The following is a 21,144-nucleotide window of genomic DNA, read 5'->3' as shown; positions in this document are numbered from 1 at the left end:
ATGTCGTCGTCGATGGAGGACCGCATCGCCGCACTGCCCCCGCACCTGAGGGAGCAGATGCGCCGCCGGCTCGCCGGCCGTGCCGGGCAGACCGGTGCCATCAAGCCCGCGGACCGGGATCACCCGCTGCCGCTGTCGTTCCCGCAGCAGCGGCTGTGGTTCCTCGACCAGTTCCAGCCCGGTGGCTCCGGCTACAACAGCGCGCTGGCGCTGCGCCTGACCGGACGGTTGGACGTGCCGGCGCTCACCGTCGCGCTGCGCGGGCTGGTGGCCCGCCACGAGGCGCTGCGCAGCACGCTGGACGAGGTCGACGGGCGCGGCGTGCAGGTCGTGCACCCGCCGTTCGACCTGGCGGTGCCGGTGGTCGCCACCGGCCCCGACGGGCTGGACGAGACCCTGGTCGAGGAGTACTCCCGCCCGTTCGACCTGCGGCGCGGCCCGCTGGTGCGGGCGCTGCTGGTGCGACTCGCCGAGGACGACCACGTGCTGCTGGTGACCGCGCACCACGTGGTCACCGACGGCTGGTCGATGGGCGTGCTGACCGAGGAGCTGGTCGAGTTCTACCGCGCGGCGCTGGACGGCCGCGACGCGCCGCTGCCGCCGCTGCCGGTCCAGTACGCCGACTTCGCCGCCTGGCAGCGCGAACGCCTGTCCGGTGACGCCCTGCGCGGCCACCTCGACCACTGGACGCGGCGGTTGACCGACATCACGCCGCTGGAGCTGCCCACCGACCGGCCCCGCCCGCCGGTGCGCACCACCGGCGGCGCGGCGCGGGCGTTCACCGTGCCCGCACCCGTCACCGCGGCCCTGCGCGACCTGGCGCACGAGCGCGGCACGATCCTGTTCACCGTCCTCGTGGCCGCCTGCCAGGCGCTCCTGGCCCGCTACGCCGGGCAGGAGGACGTGGCCGTCGGCACCGTCACCACCGGTCGCAACCACCCCGGCCTGGACCGGCTGGTCGGGTTCTTCGTCAACACCGTCGTTCTGAGGTCCACAGTGGACAGCAGACGGCTGTTCACCGACTTCCTGGACCAGGTCAAGCAGACCGTGCAGGACGCCTACGCCCACGACGAGACGCCGCTGGAGCAGTTGGTCGACGCGGTGCGCAAGGACCGCGACCCCAGCCGCAACCCGCTGTTCGACGTCATGGTGCTGCTCCAGAACCCGCACCGCACCCCGCCGCAGCTGCCCGGCCTGCGCGTCGAGCAGGTCGAGATGTCCCGGCGCGATGCCATCTTCGACCTCACCATCGAGTTCCAGGAGCGCGACGGCGCGCTGGCCGGCCAGGTCGAGTACAACACCGACCTGTTCGACGCCGCCACGGTCGAGCGCTTCACCGGGCACCTGGTGCGGCTGCTCGGCGGCGTGGCGGACGATCCGCGGCGCCCCCTGGCCGAGCTGCCGTGGATGTCCGACGACGAGCGCGACGAGGTGCTCGTCCGCTGGAACGACGCGCACCGCGAGCCTCCCGCCCGCACCATCACCGAGCTGTTCGCCGAGCAGGTGCGCCGCGTCCCGGACCGGCCGGCCGTCGTCGCGGGCGACACCACGCTGACCTACGCCGAACTCGACGCGCGGGCCGACCGGCTCGCGCACCGGCTGATCGCCGCGGGCGTGCGCCCCGAGCACCCGGTGGGGCTGCTCGCCGAGCGCTCCGCGGACCTGGTCGTCGCCGAACTGGCCGTCACCAAGGCCGGCGCGGCGTACGTGCCCCTGGACGTGCGCGCGCCCGCCGACCGCATGAGACGGGTGCTCGACGAGGCGGGGGCCGCCGTCGTGATCACCGATGCCGCGCACGAGGGCACCACCCGGACCATCCACACCGGACACGTCGTGCTGCTCGACGGCGGACCCGGCGACCCTGGCGACGGACCGGCCGACGTGCCCGTGCACCCGGACAACCTCGCGTACGTGATGTTCACGTCCGGTTCCACCGGCACGCCCAAGGGTGTGGCGGTGCGGCACCGGGACGTGGTCGCCCTGGCCGCGGACTCGCGGTTCGGTGGCGGGGCGCACGAGCGCGTGCTGTTGCACTCGGCCCAGGCGTTCGATGCGACCACGTACGAGATGTGGGTGCCGTTGCTCAACGGCGGCAGCGTGGTCGTCGCGCCCTCCGGTGACGTCGACGGCCGGGTGCTCCGCGACGTGGTCACCCGGCACGGCGTGACGGCCGTGTTCCTGACCTCGGGGTTGTTCCGGGTGTTGGCGCAGGACGACCCGGCGTGTTTCGCGGGGTTGCGGGAGGTGTGGACCGGTGGTGACGTGGTGCCCGCCGCGGCCGTGCGGCGGGTCCTGGAAGCCTGCCCCGGTCTGACCGCGGTCGACGTCTACGGCCCGACGGAGGCGACCACCTTCGCCACCTCCCACCCGATGACCTCCGCCGACGCCGTCCCGGACGTGCTGCCCATCGGCCGCCCGTTCGACGGCATGGCCGCCTACGTGCTGGACGAGGACCTGCGGCCCGTCGCGGTCGGCGTGCCCGGTGAGCTGCACCTGGCGGGCGCGGGCGTGGTCCGCGGCTACCTCGGGCAGCCCGGCGCCACCGCCCAGCGGTTCCTGCCCGACCCGTTCGGCCCGCCCGGCTCCCGGATGTACCGCACCGGCGACGTGGTGCGCTGGAAGCCCGACGGCACCATCGAGTTCGTGGGCCGCACCGACGACCAGGTCAAGATCCGCGGCTTCCGCATCGAGACCGGCGAGATCGACGGCCGGCTCATGGACCACCCCGGCATCGCGCAGGCGGTCACCATCGCCCGCACCGAGGACGGCCGCAAGCGCCTGGTCGCCTACCTCGTGCCGACCGGCGGTGCCGTCCCCGCCGACGCCGACCTGCGCACGTGGCTCAAGCGCGACCTGCCCGACTACATGGTGCCCTCGGCGTTCGTGACCCTGGACGCGTTGCCGCTCAACGCCAACGGCAAGGTCGACCGCCGTGCGCTGCCCGCGCCCGACGCCCCCGCCGGCACCGCCTCCCGCCACGTCGAGCCCGGCACGTCCGTCGAGCGCGAGCTGGCCCGCATCTGGGCCGAGGTGCTGCGCGCCGAACGGGTGGGCGTCGAGGACAACTTCTTCGAGCTGGGCGGCGACTCGATCCTGAGCATCCAGGTCGTCGCCCGCGCCCGGCAGGCCGGCCTGAAGCTGGCCTCCAAGGACATCTTCCTGCACCCGACCATCGCCGAGCTGGCCGCGGACGTGACCACCGCCGACGACGAGGTGCGCGCACCGGAGGCACACGTCACCGGGCCCGCGCCGCTCACGCCCATCCAGGAGTGGTTCTTCGACACCGCCCCGGCCAACCCGCACCACTTCACCATGTCCACGTTCGTCGAGCTGACCCCCGACCTCGACGAACGTGCGCTGCGCACGGCCGTGGACGCCGTGGTGGCGCACCACGACGCGCTGCGCACCCGCTTCACCCGCGACGGGGACCGGTGGGTGCAGGAGGTCTCGCCCACCCCGCCCACCGGTGTGCTGGCCGTGCGCGACCTGTCCGAACTGGACGGTGACGCGCTGCGGGACGCCGTCGAGGCCGACGCCCTGGCCGCCCAGTCCGGCCTCGACCTGGGCGCGGGCCGCCTGGTCCGCGCGCTGCTGTTCCGGCTCGGCCCGGACCGGAGCCCCCGCCTGTTCCTGGCCGTGCACCACCTGGTGGTGGACGGCGTGTCGTGGCGCGTGCTGCTCGGCGACCTCGAGTCCGCCTACCACCAGGCGCTGCGCGGTGAGCAGGTCCGGCTCGACCCCGCGGGCACCGCGTTCACCACGTGGGCGCGTCGCCTGACCGAGCGGGTCGCCGCCGGCGAGCTGGACGCGGACCTCGACCACTGGACCGGCTTCGCCGCCTCGGCCCCGGCCGAGCTGCCCGTGGACCACGAGGACGGCGACCCGGCCGAGGCGGTGCGCGCGCTCACCGTGCGGCTCGGTCGCGCCGAGACCGACGCCCTGCTGCACCACGTGCCCGGCGTCTACCGCACGCAGGTGAACGACGTGCTGCTCAGCGCGTTGGGCCGGGCGCTGGCGCGGTGGACCGGCCGCGATCGCGTGCTGGTCGCCCTGGAGGGCCACGGTCGCGAGGACGTGCCCGACGACCTGGACATCTCTCGCACGGTCGGCTGGTTCACCAGCCAGTTCCCGCTGGCGCTGCACGTGCCCGAGGGCGGCTGGGGCGCGGTGCTGAAGTCGGTCAAGGAACAGGTCCGGGCACTGCCGCGGCGGGGCCAGAGCTACGGTGCGCTGCGCTACCTGGGCGCGCCCGACTCGCCCGCCGCGGCGCTGCGCGCGGACCCGCACCCGGGGATCAGCTTCAACTACCACGGCCAGTGGGACGTGGCGGCCGACGACGGGGGGCTGTACCGGGCCCGCTGCGCCCCGGTGGGCCGCGACACCGCCCCCGGCAACGGCCGCGCCCACCTGCTCGACGTCGTGGGCGTGGTCGAGGACGGCGAGCTGGCGCTGACCTGGCTGTACTCCGAGCGCGTGCACGAGGGCTCGACCGTGCGCGGTGTCGCGGAAGCGGTGCTGACCGCGCTGCGGGAGATCGTGGAGCACTGCGCGCGGCCGGAGGCCGGTGGCCGCACGCCGTCGGACTTCCCGCTGGCGCGGCTGGACCAGGCGGCGGTGGACCGCCTGGTCGGCGACGGGCGAGGGGTCGAGGACGTCCACCCGCTGACCCCGCTGCAGGAGGGGATGCTGTTCCACAGCCTGGTCGACCCGTCGTCGACGGCCTACTTCGACCAGGTCCGGCTGCGGCTGGCCGGCGTCACCGACCAGCACGCCCTGGCCACTGCCTGGCAGCGCGTCGTGGACCGCACGCCGGTGCTGCGGGGCGCGCTGGTGTGGGAGGGCGTGCCGGAGCCGGTGCAGGTCATCCATGCCGACGTGGAGCTGCCCGTCACCCACCACGACTGGCGTGGCCTGTCCGAGGGGGACCGGGAGCGGGAGCTGGCCCGGCTGGCCGGCGAAGGTCTCGACCTGCGCCGCGCGCCGCTGACCCGGATCGCGCTGGCCCGGTTGTCCGACGACGAGGTGCTGCTCGTCTGGACCTTCCACCACGTGCTGCTGGACGGCTGGAGCCTCGCCCAGGTCTTCGCCGAGGTGTGCGAGCAGTACGCCGCCCTCGTCGACGGCCGCGCGCCGCGCGTGGTGTCCCGGCGGCCGTTCCGCGACTACCTGCGCTGGCTGGCCGCCCAGGACCGCTCGGAGGCCGAGCGGCACTGGCGCGGGGTGCTGACGGGCTTCGCCGCGGCCACCCCGCTGCCCTACGACCGCCGGCCCACGCGCGACCACGCCACCGAGTCCTCCGACGCGGTGCCCGTGACGTTCACCGCCGAGCAGTCCGAGCGGCTGCGCCGCACCGCCCGCGCCGCGGGGTTGACCGTGAACACGGTGGTGCAGGGTGCGTGGGCGTTGTTGTTGTCGCGTTTCAGCGGTGAGTCGGACGTGGTGTTCGGCACGACGGTGTCGGGTCGTCCGGCGGAGTTGCCGGGCGTGGAGTCGATGGTGGGCCTGTTCATCAACACCGTGCCCACCAGGGCCTCGGTGCGCGGTGACGCCGTCACCACCGAGTGGTTGAAGCGGTTCCAGGCGGAGCAGACCGAGTCGCGCCGGTTCGACTTCGTGTCGCTGGCCGACCTCAGGTCGTGGAGCGACGTGCCCGCGGGCGCGAACCTGTTCGACAGCGCGGTGGTGTTCGAGAACTACCCGCTCAACGACGTCGCCGAGGTGGGCGGCGTCCGGGTGACCGAGGTCCGGGCCCGCGACACCACCAACTTCCCGCTCACCCTCAGCGCGGTGCTGGACGACCGGCTCCGCCTGGACCTGGCCTACGACCCCGCCCTGTTCGACGCCGACACCGCGCGCGGCCTCGCCGAGCGCCTGCACCTGCTCGTCGACGCGATCGCGACCGATCCCGACCGGCCGCTGGCGGAGCTGCCGCTGATGACCGAGCAGGAGCGGCGGCGGGTCGTGGTCGAGTGGAACGACACCGCGGGCGAGGTGCCGGCGGTGACGTTCGCCGACGTGTTCGAGCAGCAGGTGCGGAGCACGCCGGACGCGACGGCCCTGGTGGTGGGTGACCGGTCGTTGACCTTCGCCGAGCTGAACGCGCGGGCCAACCGCGTCGCACGGGCCTTCGTGGCCGCGGGCGTCGGCCCGGAGCGCCTGGTGGCGCTGTCGCTGCCCCGCTCGGTGGAGTTCGTGGTGGCGCTGCTGGCGGTGTGGAAGGCCGGCGGCGTCTACCTGCCGATCGACCCCGGTCTGCCGGCCGACCGCATCGACTTCGTGCTGCGCGACGCCGACCCGGTGCTGGTGGTCGACGGGACGCTGCCGGTCGCCGACGACCCCGCCGACCTGACCGACGCGGACCGGTTGTCGCCGCTGCGCCCCGAGCACGCGGCGTACGTGATCTACACGTCGGGTTCGACGGGCAGGCCCAAGGGTGTGGTGGTGGAGCACCGCAGCCTGGTGAACCTGCTGGTCAACCACCGCGAGGACTTCGTCGCCGAGGCCGGTGGCGGGCCGCTGCGGGTGGCGCTGTCGGCGGTGTTCTCCTTCGACACGTCGCTGGAGGGGTTCGTGCTCCTGGCCGACGGCCACGAGCTGCACGTCCTGGAGGACGACGTGCGCCTGGACCCACCGGCCTTCGTCGAGCACGTCGTGCGGCAGCGCATCGACTTCCTGGACCTCACCCCGTCCTACGCGCAGCAGTTGGTGGCGGAGGGGTTGCTGGAGCGCGAGCACCGGCCGAAGGTGCTGATGCTGGGCGGTGAGGCGATCGGCGAGGCGCTGTGGCGTCGGTTGGCCCAGGTGCCGGGGACGGCGAGCTACAACTTCTACGGTCCCACCGAGTCCACCGTGGACGCCCTGTCGTGCCGGATCACCGGTGAGGGCGGGCCGGTCGTCGGCCGGCCGCTGCGCAACGTGCGCGCCTACGTGCTGGACGAGGACTTCCGGCCGGTGCCCGTGGGCGTGCCCGGCGAGCTGTTCCTGGCCGGCGCGCAGGTCGCCCGCGGCTACCTCAACCGCCCCGGGTTGACCGCGGAGCGGTTCCTGGACGACCCGTTCGGCGCTCCCGGCGAGCGCATGTACCGCACCGGTGACCGGGCGCGGTGGCACGCCGACGGTCGCATCGAGTACCTGGGCCGCACCGACGAGCAGGTCAAGATCCGCGGCTTCCGCATCGAACCCGGCGAGGTCGAGGCCGCCCTCACCCGGCACCCGGACGTGCGCGAGGCGGTCGTGGTCGCCCGGGAGGACGGCGGCGTCAAGCGCCTCGTCGCCTACGTCGTGCCCGCCGGCGCCACCACGCCCACCACGGCGGACCTGCGTTCCTGGCTGGGGCGCACCCTGCCCGACTACATGGTGCCCGCCGCGTTCGTGGTGCTCGACGCGGTGCCGGTGACGCCCAACGGCAAGGTCGACCGCCGGGCCCTGCCCGCGCCCGACCTCGCCGCGGCCCGCGTCGACCACGTCGCGCCCCGCACCGACCTCGAACGCGACGTCGCCGACGTCTGGTCCGAGGTGCTGGGCGTGCCGGGCATCGGCGTCGAGGACAACTTCTTCGAACTCGGCGGCGACTCCATCCTCAGCATCCGGGTGATCTCCCGGCTGCGCACCGCGTTCGACGTGGAGATGTCGCCGCGCGCCCTGTTCACCCACCCCACCGTCGCCGGGATCGCCGAGCTGGTCTCGGCGTCCACCCGCGCCGGGTCGGCCGACATCCCCGCGGTGCCGCGCGACGGGGCGTTGCCGCTGTCGTTCGCGCAGCAGCGCCTGTGGTTCCTCGACCAGTTCGAACCCGGCGGCACCGACTACCTGACGCCGTCGATCCTGAGGCTGCGCGGCGAGCTGGACGTGGCGGCGCTCGACACGGCGCTGACCGCGCTGGTGGCGCGGCACGAGTCGCTGCGCACCACGTTCGACACCGTCGACGGCCGCGGCGTGCAGGTCGTGCACCCGCCCTACCGCGTCCGGGTGCCGCTGGTCGACCTCACCGGCCGGTCCGGCGACGAGCTGGAACGCGTGCTCACCGAGGAGACCACCACCCCGTTCGACCTGCACCGGGGTCCGCTGGTGCGGGTGCGGCTGGTGCGGCTCGCTGAGGACGACCACGTCCTGTCCCTGGTCCTGCACCACATCGTCACCGACGGCTGGTCCAACGGCGTGCTGCTGGCCGAGCTGGGCGCCTGCTACGAGGCCGCCACCCTCGGCACCGAGGCCAAGCTGTCGGACCTGCCCGTGCAGTACGCCGACTACGCGGTATGGCAGCGGCAGGCGATGACCGAGGAGGCCCTGGAGCAGCACCTCGCCCACTGGCGGCGCGCGCTCGACGGCGTCCGGCCGCTGGAGCTGCCCACCGACCGGCCCCGCCCCGCCACGCGCGACAAGCAGGGCGCGCTGGTGCACTTCCGGGTGCCCGCCGAGGTCACCGGGAGGCTCAAGGCCCTGGCCCGGCAGCAGGACGGCACCCTGTTCATGGTGCTCCTGGCCGCCTGCCAGGTGCTGTTCTCCCGCTGGTCCGGCCAGCGGGACGTCGCCGTGGGCACCGTCGTGTCCGGCCGCGACCGCACCGAGCTGGAGGGCCTGGTCGGCTTCTTCGTCAACACGCTGGTGCTGCGCACCGAGGTCGACCCGCGGCACCGCTTCACCGAGCTGCTGCGCGACGTCCGGGAAACCGTGCTGGACGCCTTCGCCCACCAGGACGTGCCGTTCGAGCGCGTCGTGGACGAGCTGCACCCGGTGCGCGACCCCAGCCGCACGCCGCTGTTCCAGGCCATGGTGGTCCTGCAGAACACGCCGGACGACGGCCCCCGGCTGCCCGGGCTGAGCGTGCGGGAGGTGCCGCCGCCGTCGGTGGCCGCCGGCTTCGACGTGTCGTTCCAGTTCCAGGAGCACGAGGGCCGGCTGGAGGCCGTGCTCACCTACGACACCGCGCTGTTCGACGCCGCCACGGCCGAGCGGATGGCCGCCCACGTCGGCGTGCTGCTCGACGGCGTGGCCGCCGACGCGGACCGCGCCGTGTCCGCCCTCCCCCTGCTGACCGACGACGAGCTGCGGCACGTGCTGGAGGACTGGAACGACACCGGCTCCGGCGGCGGCGCACCGGCCTACCACGAGGTGTTCCAGGCCCGGGCCGCCCGCACGCCCGACACGACGGCCCTCGTGTCCGGCGACCGGTCGTGGACCTTCGCCGAGCTCAACGCCGCCGCCAACCGCCTGGCCCGGCACCTGGTCGCCGCGGGCGCCGGACCCGAGTCCGTCGTGGCGCTGGCGCTGCCCCGCTCGCCGGAGATGGTGGTGTCCGTCCTGGCCGTGCTCAAGGCCGGCGGCGCGTACCTGCCGGTCGACCCCGGGCACCCGGCCGACCGCATCGCCCACCTGCTGGACGACGCGCGGCCGGTGCTCGTGGTCACCACCGGCGACGGCGGCAACGTCCCCGACGGGCCGCCCCGCGTGGTGCTCGACGACCCCGCGACGCGGGCCGCCGTGGACGCCCGCCCCGCCACCGACCCGACCGACGACGACCGCGCCGCCCCGCTGCGACCGGAGCACCCCGCGTACGTGATCTACACGTCCGGGTCCACCGGCCGCCCCAAGGGCGTCGTGGTCGAGCACCGCAACCTCGCCAACCTGGTCGCCGACCACCACACCCGGCTGCTGCCCGACGACGGGACGCGGCTGCGCGGCATCGCCACCGCCGTGTTCTCGTTCGACGCCTCGTGGGAGGGCCTGCTGCTGCTCGCCGCGGGCCACGAGCTGCACCTCGTGGACGACGCGGTGCGCCTCGACCCGCGGGCGATGGTCGAGCACCTGACCCGGCACCGCATCGACTTCCTGAGCTGCACGCCGTCCTACTTCCAGCAGTTACTGCCCGAAGGCGTGCTGACCGACCGGGCCCACCGGCTCCGGCTGGTGGCCCTGGGCGGCGAGGCCGTGGGCGAGCCCCTGTGGCGCGCGCTGGCCGACGCCGACGGCGTCACCGGCTACAACCTGTACGGGCCCACCGAGTGCACCGTCGACTCGGTGTGGACCCCGATCACCGACCGCGACCGCCCCGTGATCGGCGCACCGGGCCGCAACCTGCGCGCCTACGTGCTCGACGAAGGGCTGCGCCCCGTCCCGGTCGGCGTCCCCGGTGAGCTGTACCTGGCCGGCGACCAGGTGGCCCGCGGCTACCTGCACCGGCCCGGCCTGACCGCGCAGCGGTTCGTCGCCGACCCGTTCGGCACGCCCGGGAGCCGCATGTACCGCACCGGCGACGTGGTCCGGTGGACCGCCGACGGCGTGCTGGAGTACCAGGGTCGGGCGGACGACCAGGTCAAGATCCGGGGCTACCGCATCGAGCCCGGCGAGGTCGAGGCCGCCCTGGCCGCCCACCCCGACGTGGCCGAGGCCGTCGTCGTCGCCAGGCAGGACGAGCCCGGCCTCCAACGGCTCGTCGGGTACGCGGTGCCCGCCGGCACGGCCGCGCCCACCGCCGACGAACTGCGGGCGTGGCTCAAGCGCGACCTGCCCGACTACATGGTGCCGTCGCTGTTCGTCGTGCTGGACCGGTTGCCGAAGACCGACAGCGGCAAGGTCGACCGCCGGGCCCTGCCCGCGCCCGACGCGCGCAGCGGCGTGCCGGAGGGCTACGTGCCGCCCCGCACGCCCGTGGAGCAGGAGCTGGCGCGCGTGTGGGCCGAGGTGCTGCGGGTCGAGCGCGTCGGCGTGCACGACAACTTCTTCGGCCTGGGCGGCGACTCGATCCTGAGCATCCAGCTCGTGTCGCGGGCGCGCCAGGCCGGTCTGGAGCTGGTCACCAAGGACGTCTTCACCCACCAGACCGTCGCCGAGCTGGCCACCGTCGTGCGCACCCGCGCCGCGCGGACCGCCGAGCGGCCCGACGTCGCCGGACCCGCGCCGCTGACCCCCATCCAGCGCTGGTACCTCGACTCGGCGCGGGACCCGCACCGCTTCACCATGTCGTTCCACCTGGAGCTGGAGGAGGGCGCGGACGCGGCGGCGCTGTCGCGGGCCGTGGACGCGGTCGTGGCGCACCACGAGGCGCTGCGCACCCGGTTCACCCGGGTGGACGGCCGGTGGTGGCAGGAGGCCGCCCCGACCGGACCCGGTGGGCACCTGGAGCGGCACGACCTGTCCGGCCTCGACGAGCACGCCCGCGCGGACGCCGTGGCGGCGGCGGTGGAAGCGGCGCGAGCCGGCCTGGACGTCACCCGCGGCCCGCTGTTGCGCGCCCTGCTGTTCACCGGCGGGCACCGGCCGAGCCTGTTCCTCACCGCCCACCACCTGGTGGTGGACGGCGTGTCGTGGCGCGTCCTGCTCGGCGACCTGGAGACGGCCTACCGCCAGGTCGCCGCAGGCGGGGACGTCGACCTGGCGCCGGTCGGCACCCGCTTCACCCAGTGGGCGCACCGGCTGGCCGAGCACGTGCGCTCCGGCGCGTTCGACGACGAGCTGGCCCACTGGAGCGCCGTGCTCGACGGCGAGCCCGGCGCCGTGCCCGTGGACCGCGCCGGCCCCAACACCACCGGCTCGACCGGCGCGGTGTCGGTCCGGCTCGACCGCGAGCGGACCGACGCCCTGCTGCACCGCGTCCCGGACGTCTACCGCACGCAGGTGAACGACGTGCTGCTCGGCGCGTTGGGCCGGGCGCTGACGGAGTGGACCGGTCGCGACCGGGTGGCGGTCACGATGGAGGGCCACGGCCGCGAGGACGTGCTCGACGACGTGGACACCTCCCGCACGGTCGGCTGGTTCACCACCCAGTACCCGGTCGCGCTCACCGTGCCCGCGGGGGAGTGGGGTGCGCTGCTCAAGTCGGTCAAGGAGCAGGTGCGCGCGATCCCGCGCCGCGGCTTCGGCTACGAGGCGCTGCGGCAGCTCGGCGAGGGTGGCGCGGCGGTCCTCCGCGGCACCTCCCTGCCCCCGGTCAGCTTCAACTACCACGGCCGGTGGGACGTGGCGTCGGACGAGGGGGAGGGACTGTACCGGGCCCGGCTGGAGGTCCCGGGCGACGAGGCGCCTGACGACAGCGCGCGGGCGTTCCTGCTCGACGTCGTGGGCGGGGTCGAGGACGGCGAGCTGGTGCTGTCCTGGTTCTACTCCGAGAACGTGCACGACGAGTCGACGGTGCGCGCGGTGGCCGAGGCGACGATGACCGCGCTGCGGGAGATCGTCGAGCACTGCGCGCGGCCGGAGGCCGGTGGCCGCACGCCGTCGGACTTCCCGCTGGCGCGACTGGACCAGGCGGCGGTGGACCGCCTGGTCGGCGACGGCCGGTCGGTCGAGGACCTGTACCCGCTGACCCCGTTGCAGGCGGGCATGGTGTTCCACACGCTCGTGGACGACACCTCCGACGCCTACTTCAACCGGTTCCGGCTGCGGCTGGGCGGTGTCACCGACCCGCACCTGCTGGCCGAGGCGTGCCGCCGCGTCGTGGACCGGACCACCGTGCTGCGCAGCACCGTGGTGTGGGAGGGCGTGGAGGAACCGCTCCAGGTCGTGCACCGCCGCGTCGAGGTGCCGGTCGTCCACCACGACTGGCGCCACCTCTCCGAGCAGGAGCGGGACGCCGCGCACGACCGGGTGATCGCCGAGGACGCCGACGAGCTGGACCTGACCAGGCCGCCGCTGCTGCGCCTGGCCGTGGCGCGGCTGACCGACGACGAGGTCACCCTGTTCTGGACCGCCCACCACGTCCTGATGGACGGGTGGAGCCTGGCCCAGGTGCTGGCCGAGGTGTGCGAGCAGTACGCCGCCCTCGCCGACGGACGCGAGCCGCGGCTCGCACCCCGCCGGCCGTTCCGCGACTACCTGCGGTGGCTCGCCGAGCAGGACACCGCGGCCGCCGAGCGGCACTGGCGGCAGGTGCTGGCCGGCGTCGAGTCGCCCACGCCGCTGCCCTGGGACCGGCCGCCGGTGGAGGCGCACCGCACCGCGTCCAGCGCCTCGGTCGGGACCGAGCTGACCCCCGGGCGGTCGGCGGCCCTGGACCGGGTCGCCCGTGCCGCGGGGTTGACCGTGAACACGGTGGTGCAGGGTGCGTGGGCGTTGTTGTTGTCGCGTTTCAGCGGTGAGTCGGACGTGGTGTTCGGTACGACGGTGTCGGGTCGTCCGGCGGAGTTGCCGGGCGTGGAGTCGATGGTGGGCCTGTTCATCAACACCGTGCCCACCAGGGTCCGGGTCGACGCGAGCCTGGGCGTGCTGCCGTGGCTGCGGCAGCTGCAGGCGGAGCAGATCGACTCCCGCCGGTTCGACTTCGTGTCGCTGGCCGATCTGAAGTCGTGGAGCGACGTGCCCGCGGGCGCGAACCTGTTCGACAGCGCCGTGGTGTTCGAGAACTACCCGGTGGACGAGCTGGTCAACGCCGAGCAGCAGGTGCGAGTCCTGGAGGTCGAAGGCGCGGACACGACGAGCTTCCCGCTCGCCCTCAGCGCCAACCTCGGCGACCGGCTGCGCCTGGAACTGGACTACGACCCCCGCCTGTTCGACCCGGCGACCGCCGAACGCCTCGCCGCCCGCCTGGTGGTGCTGCTGGAGGGCATCGCGACCGATCCCGACCGGTCGGTGGCGGAGTTGCCGTTGATGACCGAGCAGGAGCGGCGGCGGGTCATGGTCGAGTGGAACGACACGGCCGGTGAGGTGCCGGCGGTGACGTTCGCCGACGTGTTCGAGCAGCAGGTGCGGGCCACGCCGGACGCGACGGCCCTGGTGGTGGGTGACCGGTCGTTGACCTTCGCCGAGCTCAACGCGCGGGCCAACCGCCTCGCGCGCCACCTGGTGTCGGCCGGCGTCGGGCCCGAGGCCGTGGTCGGGTTGTCGCTGCGGCGCACGGTGGAGTTCGTGGTGGCGCTGCTGGCGGTGTGGAAGGCCGGCGGCGTCTACCTGCCGATCGACCCGGACCTGCCCGCCGACCGGGTGGAATTCCTGACCACCGACGCCGACCCGGTGCTCGTGATCACCGAGTCGCTGCTCGGCTCGCCCGAGGTGGCCGCCGTCACCGAGGCGACCGACCTGACCGACGCGGACCGGTTGTCGCCGCTGCGCCCCGAGCACGCGGCGTACGTGATCTACACGTCGGGTTCGACGGGCAGGCCCAAGGGTGTGGTGGTGGAGCACCGCAGCCTGGTGAACCTGCTGGTCAACCACCGCGAGGACTTCGTCGCCGAAGCCGGCGGCGGGCCGCTGCGGGTGGCGCTGTCGGCGGTGTTCTCGTTCGACACGTCGCTGGAGGGGTTCGTGCTCCTGGCCGACGGCCACGAGCTGCACGTGCTCGACGAGGACCTGCGGCTGGACCCGCCCGCGCTGGTGGACTACGTCGTGCGGCGCCGCATCGACTTCCTGGACCTCACCCCGTCCTACGCGCAGCAACTGCTGTCCGCCGGGCTGCTGGACGGCGAGCACCGGCCGAAGGTGCTGATGCTCGGTGGTGAGGCGATCGGCGAGGCGCTGTGGCGTCGGTTGGCCGAGGTGCCGGGGACGGCGAGTTACAACTTCTACGGTCCCACCGAGTCCACGGTGGACGCCCTGTCGTGCCGGATCACGCCGGGTTCCCCCGTGGTGGTGGGTCGTCCGCTGCGCAACGTGCGCGCCTACGTGCTGGACGAGGACTTCCGGCCGGTGCCGGTGGGCGTGCCGGGTGAGCTGTTCCTGGCCGGTGCGCAGGTCGCCCGCGGTTACCTCAACCGTCCCGGGTTGACCGCGGAGCGGTTCCTGGACGACCCGTTCGGCGGGCCGGGGGAGCGCATGTACCGCACCGGCGACCGGGCGCGCTGGTTGGCCGACGGTCGCATCGAGTACCTGGGCCGCACCGACGAGCAGGTCAAGATCCGCGGCTTCCGCATCGAACCCGGCGAGGTCGAGGCCGCCCTCACCCGGCACCCGGACGTGCGCGAGGCGGTCGTGGTCGCCCGACAGGACGGGGACCACAAGCGCCTGGTCGCCTACGTCGTCCCCGCCGGCCCGAGCCCGGCGGAACTGCGGTCGTGGCTGGCCGAGCGCCTGCCCGACCACATGGTCCCGACGGCGTTCGTGGGGCTCGACGCGGTGCCGGTGACGCCCAACGGCAAGGTCGACCGCCGCGCGCTGCCCGCGCCGGACGTGCTCGCCGACGCGGGCACGGCGTACCGGGCCCCGCGCACCCCCACCGAGGAACGGGTCTGCCGCGCCTGGGGCGACGTGCTCGGCGTGCCGCGCGTCGGCTTGGACGACAACTTCTTCGACCTGGGCGGCGACTCGATCCTCAGCATCCGGGTCGTGTCCCGGCTGCGCGCCGAGCTGGACGTGCCCGTGTCGCCGCGGGTGCTGTTCACCGCGCCCACGCCGGCCAGGCTGGTCGAGGCGCTGGCCGCCGAGACCGGGGCGGACGAGGTCATCCCGAGAGCACCGCGCGACGGGGCGCTGCCGCTGTCGTTCGCGCAGCAGCGCCTGTGGTTCCTCGACCAGTTCGAACCCGGTGGCACCGACTACCTCTCGCCGTCGATCCTGAGGCTGCGCGGCGAGCTGGACGTCGACGCGCTCGCCGCGGCGCTGACCGCGCTGGTGGCGCGGCACGAGTCGCTGCGCACCACGTTCGACACCGTCGAGGGCCGCGGCGTGCAGGTCGTGCACCCGCCGCAACTGGTGGACCTGCCCGTGCTGGAGGTGCCCGACGGCGAGGCCGGCCTCGACCAGGCGCTGGCGGCGGAGACCACGCGCCCGCTGGACCTGGCCCGCGGCCCGGTGCTGCGCCCGGTGCTGCTGCGCCTGGCCGACGACGACCACGTGCTGCTGCTGGTGATGCACCACATCGTCACCGACGGCTGGTCCGCCGGGGTCCTCACCTCGGAGCTGGGCGCCCTCTACCGGGCGGAGCTGTCCGGTGTGGACGCCGAGTTGCCCGAACTCCCGGTGCAGTACGCGGACTACGCGGTGTGGCAGCGCGAGCGGCTGGCCGGGCCGGAGCTGGAACGGCAGCTGGACCACTGGCGCGAGCGGCTGGCGGGCGTGCCGCCGCTGGAGCTGCCCACCGACCGGCCCCGGCCGGCGGTCCGCGGCACCCGCGGCGGGGTGCACGCCTTCACCGTGCCCGCCGCGGTCGTCGACCGGCTCAAGGCCCTGGCCCGGCAGCAGGACGGCACCCTGTTCATGGCGCTGGTCGCCGCGTGCCAGGCCCTGTTCGCCCGCTGGTCCCGGCAGGACGACATCGCCGTGGGCACCGTCGCCTCCGGTCGTGAGCGCACGGAGCTGGAAGGGCTGATCGGGTTCTTCGTAAACACGCTGGTCCTCCGGTCCTCGGTGGACGGTTCGAGCACGTTCCGCGAGTTCCTGGGCCAGGTGCGCGGCACCGCGCTGGACGCGTTCGCCCACCAGGACGTGCCGTTCGAGCGCATCGTCGACGAGGTGCGACCCGAGCGGGACACCAGCCGCACGCCGCTGTTCCAGGTGATGGTGGTCCTCCAGAACAACCCCGAGCCGGCGTCCGACCTGCCCGGCCTGCACGTGGAGGACCTCGGGCTGCCGGTCGTCGCGGCGAACTTCGACCTCACCGTCGAGTTCCAGGAGGGCGACGACGCCCTGCACGGCGCCGTCACCTACAGCGCCGACCTGTTCGACGCCGCCACGGTCGAGCGGCTCACCGGCAACCTCGCGGTGCTGCTGGAGGCCGCCGTCGCCGACCCCGACCGCCCGCTGGCCGAGCTGCCGCTGATGGGTGACGGCGAGCGGCGGCACGCCCTGGAGGTCGGCAACGACACCGCCCACGCCGTCCCCGACGCCACGCTGCCCGACCTGTTCCGGGCGCAGGTGGACCGCACCCCCGACGCGATCGCGCTGGTCGACGACGGCGCGGCGCTCACCTACGCGCAGCTCGACGCCCGCGCCACCCGGTTGGCGCGACGGCTGGTCGAGCAGGGCGTCGGCCCCGACCGGTACGTGGCGATATCGCTGCCGCGCTCGGTGGAGCTGGTCGTGGCGGTGCTGGCCGTGCTCAAGGCCGGCGGCGCGTACGTGCCGATCGAACCGGACCACCCGGCCGACCGGGTCGCGTTCGTGCTCGACGACGCCCGCCCCGTGCTGGTGCTGGACGACCGCGCGCTGGTGCGCGGCGACTCCACCGCCGAGCAGCCCGACGTCACCGACGTCACCGACCACGACCGCACCCGACCGCTCACCACCCGCGACGCGGCGTACGTCATCTACACGTCCGGGTCGACCGGTCGCCCGAAGGGCGTCGTGGTGGAACACCGCTCCGTGGTCAACTACCTGACCTGGGCGGGCGAGGTCTACCCGGGCCTGCGCGGTGCGGCGGTCCTGCACTCGCCGGTGTCGTTCGACCTCACCGTCACCACCCTGCTCGGCCCGCTGCTGGTCGGCGGGCGCGTCCTGGTCCAGGAACTGGCCGAGGACGCGACGCCGACCGAGCGGGCGACGTTCCTCAAGGCCACGCCCAGCCACCTGTCGCTGCTGGGCACCGTCCCGGCGGAGCTGTCGCCGACCGGGGACCTGGTCGTCGGCGGCGAGCAACTGCTCGGCGAGGTGGTCGACGAGTGGCGCCGGGCCAACCCCACCGCCGCCGTGGTCAACGAGTACGGGCCCACCGAGGCGACTGTCGGCTGCATGGAGTACCGCGTCGAACCCGGCGCGCCCCTGGCACCGGGAGCCGTGCCCATCGGCCACCCCGCCTGGAACACGCGGATCTACATCGTCGACGACCTGTTGCGCCCGGTGCCCGTCGGCGTGCCCGGCGAGCTGTGCATCGCCGGTGACGGGCTGGCCCGCGGCTACCTGAACCGGCCCGCCCTGACCGCATCCCGGTTCGTGGCCTGCCCGTTCGGGGAGCCGGGGGAGCGGATGTACCGCTCGGGCGACCTGGTCCGCCGCCGCGCGGACGGCACGGTCGAGTACCTGGGCCGCATCGACGACCAGGTCAAGATCCGCGGTCACCGCGTCGAACCGGGCGAGATCGAGGCCGCGCTGCTGGGGCACCCCGGCGTGGCGGAGGCCGCGGTCGTGGCCAGGGACACCGGCCAGGGGCACGCCCGCCTGGTCGCCTACCTGGTTCACACCGGCGCCGCACCGGCGGCCGCGGAGCTGCGGGAGTTCCTGGGCCGCACCCTGCCCGCCTACATGGTGCCCTCGGCGTTCGTGGCGCTGCCCGCGCTGCCGGTGACGCCCAACGGCAAGCTGGACCGGGCCGCGCTGCCCGCGCCGGAGCCCTCCGCCGACGAAACGGGCCACGTCGCCCCGCGCACCCCGGTGGAGGCGGCGCTCGCCGAGGTGTGGGCGTTCGTGCTCGGCGCGGACCGGGTCGGCGTGCGGGACAACTTCTTCGAGCTGGGCGGTGACTCCATCCTCGTCATCCAGGTCGTGTCCCGGGCCCGCCGGGCGGGGCTGGCCCTGACCACCAAGGACCTGTTCCGGTACCAGACCATCGAGGCGCTGGCACCCGCGGTCACCGAGGTGGCCGACACCCCGGTGGACGTCGCCGAGGTCGTGGGCGATGTGCCCCTGACCCCGATCCAGCAGTGGTTCTTCGACACCCGCGCGGTCGCGCCGCACCACTTCAACCAGTCCATGCTGCTGGAACTGGGCTCCGAGGTGGATGAACGCGCCCTGGAGCGGGCACTGGAAGCCCTGCTGGCCCACCACGACGCGCTGCGGATGCGCTACGAGCGGGTCGACGGGCGGTGGCGCCAGCACAACGCCCCGGTCGCACCGGTCACCGTCCTCGACCGGCACGACCTCACCGCCGTCGGGGGGAGCGAGCGGGAGGCCCGCATGGTCGAGGTCGCGGACCGGACCCACGCGAGCTTCGACCTGGCCGGCGGGCCGCTGCTCAAGGCCGTGCTGTTCCACGCGGCCGACGCGCCGCCGCTGCTGTTCCTCACGGTGCACCACCTCGTCGTCGACGGCGTGTCGTGGCGCGTGCTGCTCGACGACCTCGACACCGCCTACCGGCAGCTCGCCCGCGGCGAGCAGGTCGACCTGGGTGCCAAGACCACGTCGTTCCGGGAGTGGGCGCAGCGGCTGAGCCGGCACACCGCCGAGGGCGGCTTCGACCACGAGCTGGAGCACTGGGAGGCCGCGCTGCGGGCGGAGCCGCTGCCGGTCGACCACGAGCAGCCGCGGCCGGGCACCCCGGCCGGCACGGTGCACGTGGCCCTGGGCGCCGAGGACACCGACGCGCTGCTGCACCTCGCCCCGGCCGCCTACCGGACCAGGGTGAACGACGTCCTCCTCGCCGCCCTGGCACATGCCCTGGCCCGGTTCACCGGGCGCCCGACCGTGTCGCTGGACATGGAGGGTCACGGCCGCGAGGACGTCCTCGGCGCGGACCTGTCGCGCACGGTCGGCTGGTTCACCACGCTGTACCCGGTCGCGCTCACCGTGCCCGACACCGACCAGCCGAGGTGGCGGGACCTGGTCAAGGCGGTGCGGCGGCAGCTGCGCACGATCCCCGGCAACGGCTTCGGGTTCGGGGCGCTGCGCTACCTGGGGTCGCCGCAGGCGCGCGAGCGGCTGTCCGGACCGGGCCCGCAGATCGTGTTCAACTACCTGGGCCAGTCCGACAGCGCCACCGAGCAGGGCGGCGACTCGCTCTACCGGGCGGTGCACGACCCGATCGGGCAGGACGGCGACCCGACCGACCGCGGACCGCACCTGCTGGAGGTGGTGGGTGGCGTCGCCGCCGGTGAACTCCGCTTCACCTGGTACCACCAGCCGGACCGGCACGAGGAGGCCACCGTGCGCCGGGTCGCGGAGGACTTCCTCGACGCGCTGCGCGGCATCGCCGCGGACTGCCGGGGCGGGAGGTGACCACCCCGCTGTCGCGCAACCGCGACTACCGGCTGCTGTGGGTCGGCCAGGCGCTGTCGGAGGCCGGTTCCAGCGCGTCGACCATCGCGCTCCCGCTGCTGGTGCTCGCGATGACCGGTTCGGCGGCGGCGTCCGGCCTCGTGCTGGGCACCGCCGCCGCCGCCCAGCTCCTCGCCGGGCTGCCGGCGGGCGCCCTGGTGGACCGCTGGGACCGCCGACGGGTGATGCTGGTCTGCGAGGCCGTGCAGGCGCTCGCGGTGGGCGGCCTCGTCGCCGCCCTGTGGTCCGACCGCGCCGGCGTGCTCCTCGTGGTGGCGGTGGTCGTCGTCCTCGGGGTGTGCCGGTCGCTGTCCGAGCCCGCCGAGGACGCCGCCCTGCCCGCTCTCGTGCCGGAGAGCCAGTTGTCCACGGCGGTGGCGCTCAACGCGGCCCGCGGCTACCTCGGGCAGCTCGCCGGCACCGCGCTGGGCGGCCTGCTGTTCGGGCTGCGCCGGTGGCTGCCGTTCGCCGTCGAGGCGCTGGCGCACGTGGCGACGTTCGTCGCGCTGCTGTTCATCCGCATCCCCACCCGCACCAGGGAACGCGCCCCGGCGCGCCACTTCCGCCGCGAGGTGGCGGAGGGCCTGAAGTGGGTCTGGGCCCAACCGGTGGTGCGGGTGGTCGCCATCTGCGCGATCGGGCTCAACCTGTTCTTCCAGGCGTTCTACCTGATGGTCATCGCGGTGGCGCAGCAGCGCGGCGTCCCGTCCGAGCAGATCGGCGTCATGGCGGCCATGCTCGGTGCGGGCGGCATCCTCGGTGCGCTGGTGGCGCCGCGCCTGCACCGGGCGCTGCGCCCGCACACGTCGGTCATCGCCGTCTTCTGGGGGATCACCGCCCTGATGCCCTTGGCGGCGGTGGCCGGGAACGGCTACCAGACCGGCGCCCTGTTCGCCGCGATGGCGTTCCTCGCGCCCACCGCCAACACCACCATCACCACCTACCAACTCCTGCTCACCCCCGACGAACTGCGGGGCAGGCTCAGCAGCGTCATGGGGGTGGCCCTGGGCACCGCCGCGATCACCGGCCCCGCCGTCGGCGGCTTCCTCGTGGAACTGCTGCCCCCCACCCAGGCGATCCTGACCTGCGCCGCCGGCACCGCCCTGCTCACCCTCTACGCTACGGTCAACCCCACCCTGCGCCACCTGTCCCGCCACGAACCCACCGCACCGGCCACCACGGGACCGGGGGAGTGACGGTCGACCGCTCCTCGCACGGGACTTGACCCCGGGTGGTGGACACCGGGCACACCCCGAACCCCAGGACCCGGAAGCGGGGTTTCCCCGTCGGGGTGGCCGTGTCCCTGTCGGCGGT

The 21,144-nt window shown here is 74.3% G+C and carries 2 protein-coding genes; both read left to right on the top strand.

What is annotated here, in order from left to right:
* Complete coding sequence (locus ACIGNX_RS22225; protein WP_396542572.1) at positions 1-19,791, top strand: non-ribosomal peptide synthase/polyketide synthase; 19,791 nt, start codon at positions 1-3, stop codon at positions 19,789-19,791.
* The gene (locus ACIGNX_RS22220; protein WP_396542571.1) at positions 19,788-21,026 is read left to right on the top strand and encodes an MFS transporter; all 1,239 of its coding nucleotides are present in this window, start codon (positions 19,788-19,790) and stop codon (positions 21,024-21,026) included. The genes ACIGNX_RS22225 and ACIGNX_RS22220 overlap by 4 nt, the downstream gene beginning before the upstream one ends.
* The last annotated feature ends 118 nt before the right edge of the window (positions 21,027-21,144 follow it).

The organism is Actinosynnema sp. NPDC053489, from assembly GCF_044544865.1.
GTDB lineage: Bacteria > Actinomycetota > Actinomycetes > Mycobacteriales > Pseudonocardiaceae > Actinosynnema.
Note: the sequence above shows the minus strand (reverse complement) of the source record. Positions and strands in the feature narration are given on the sequence as shown.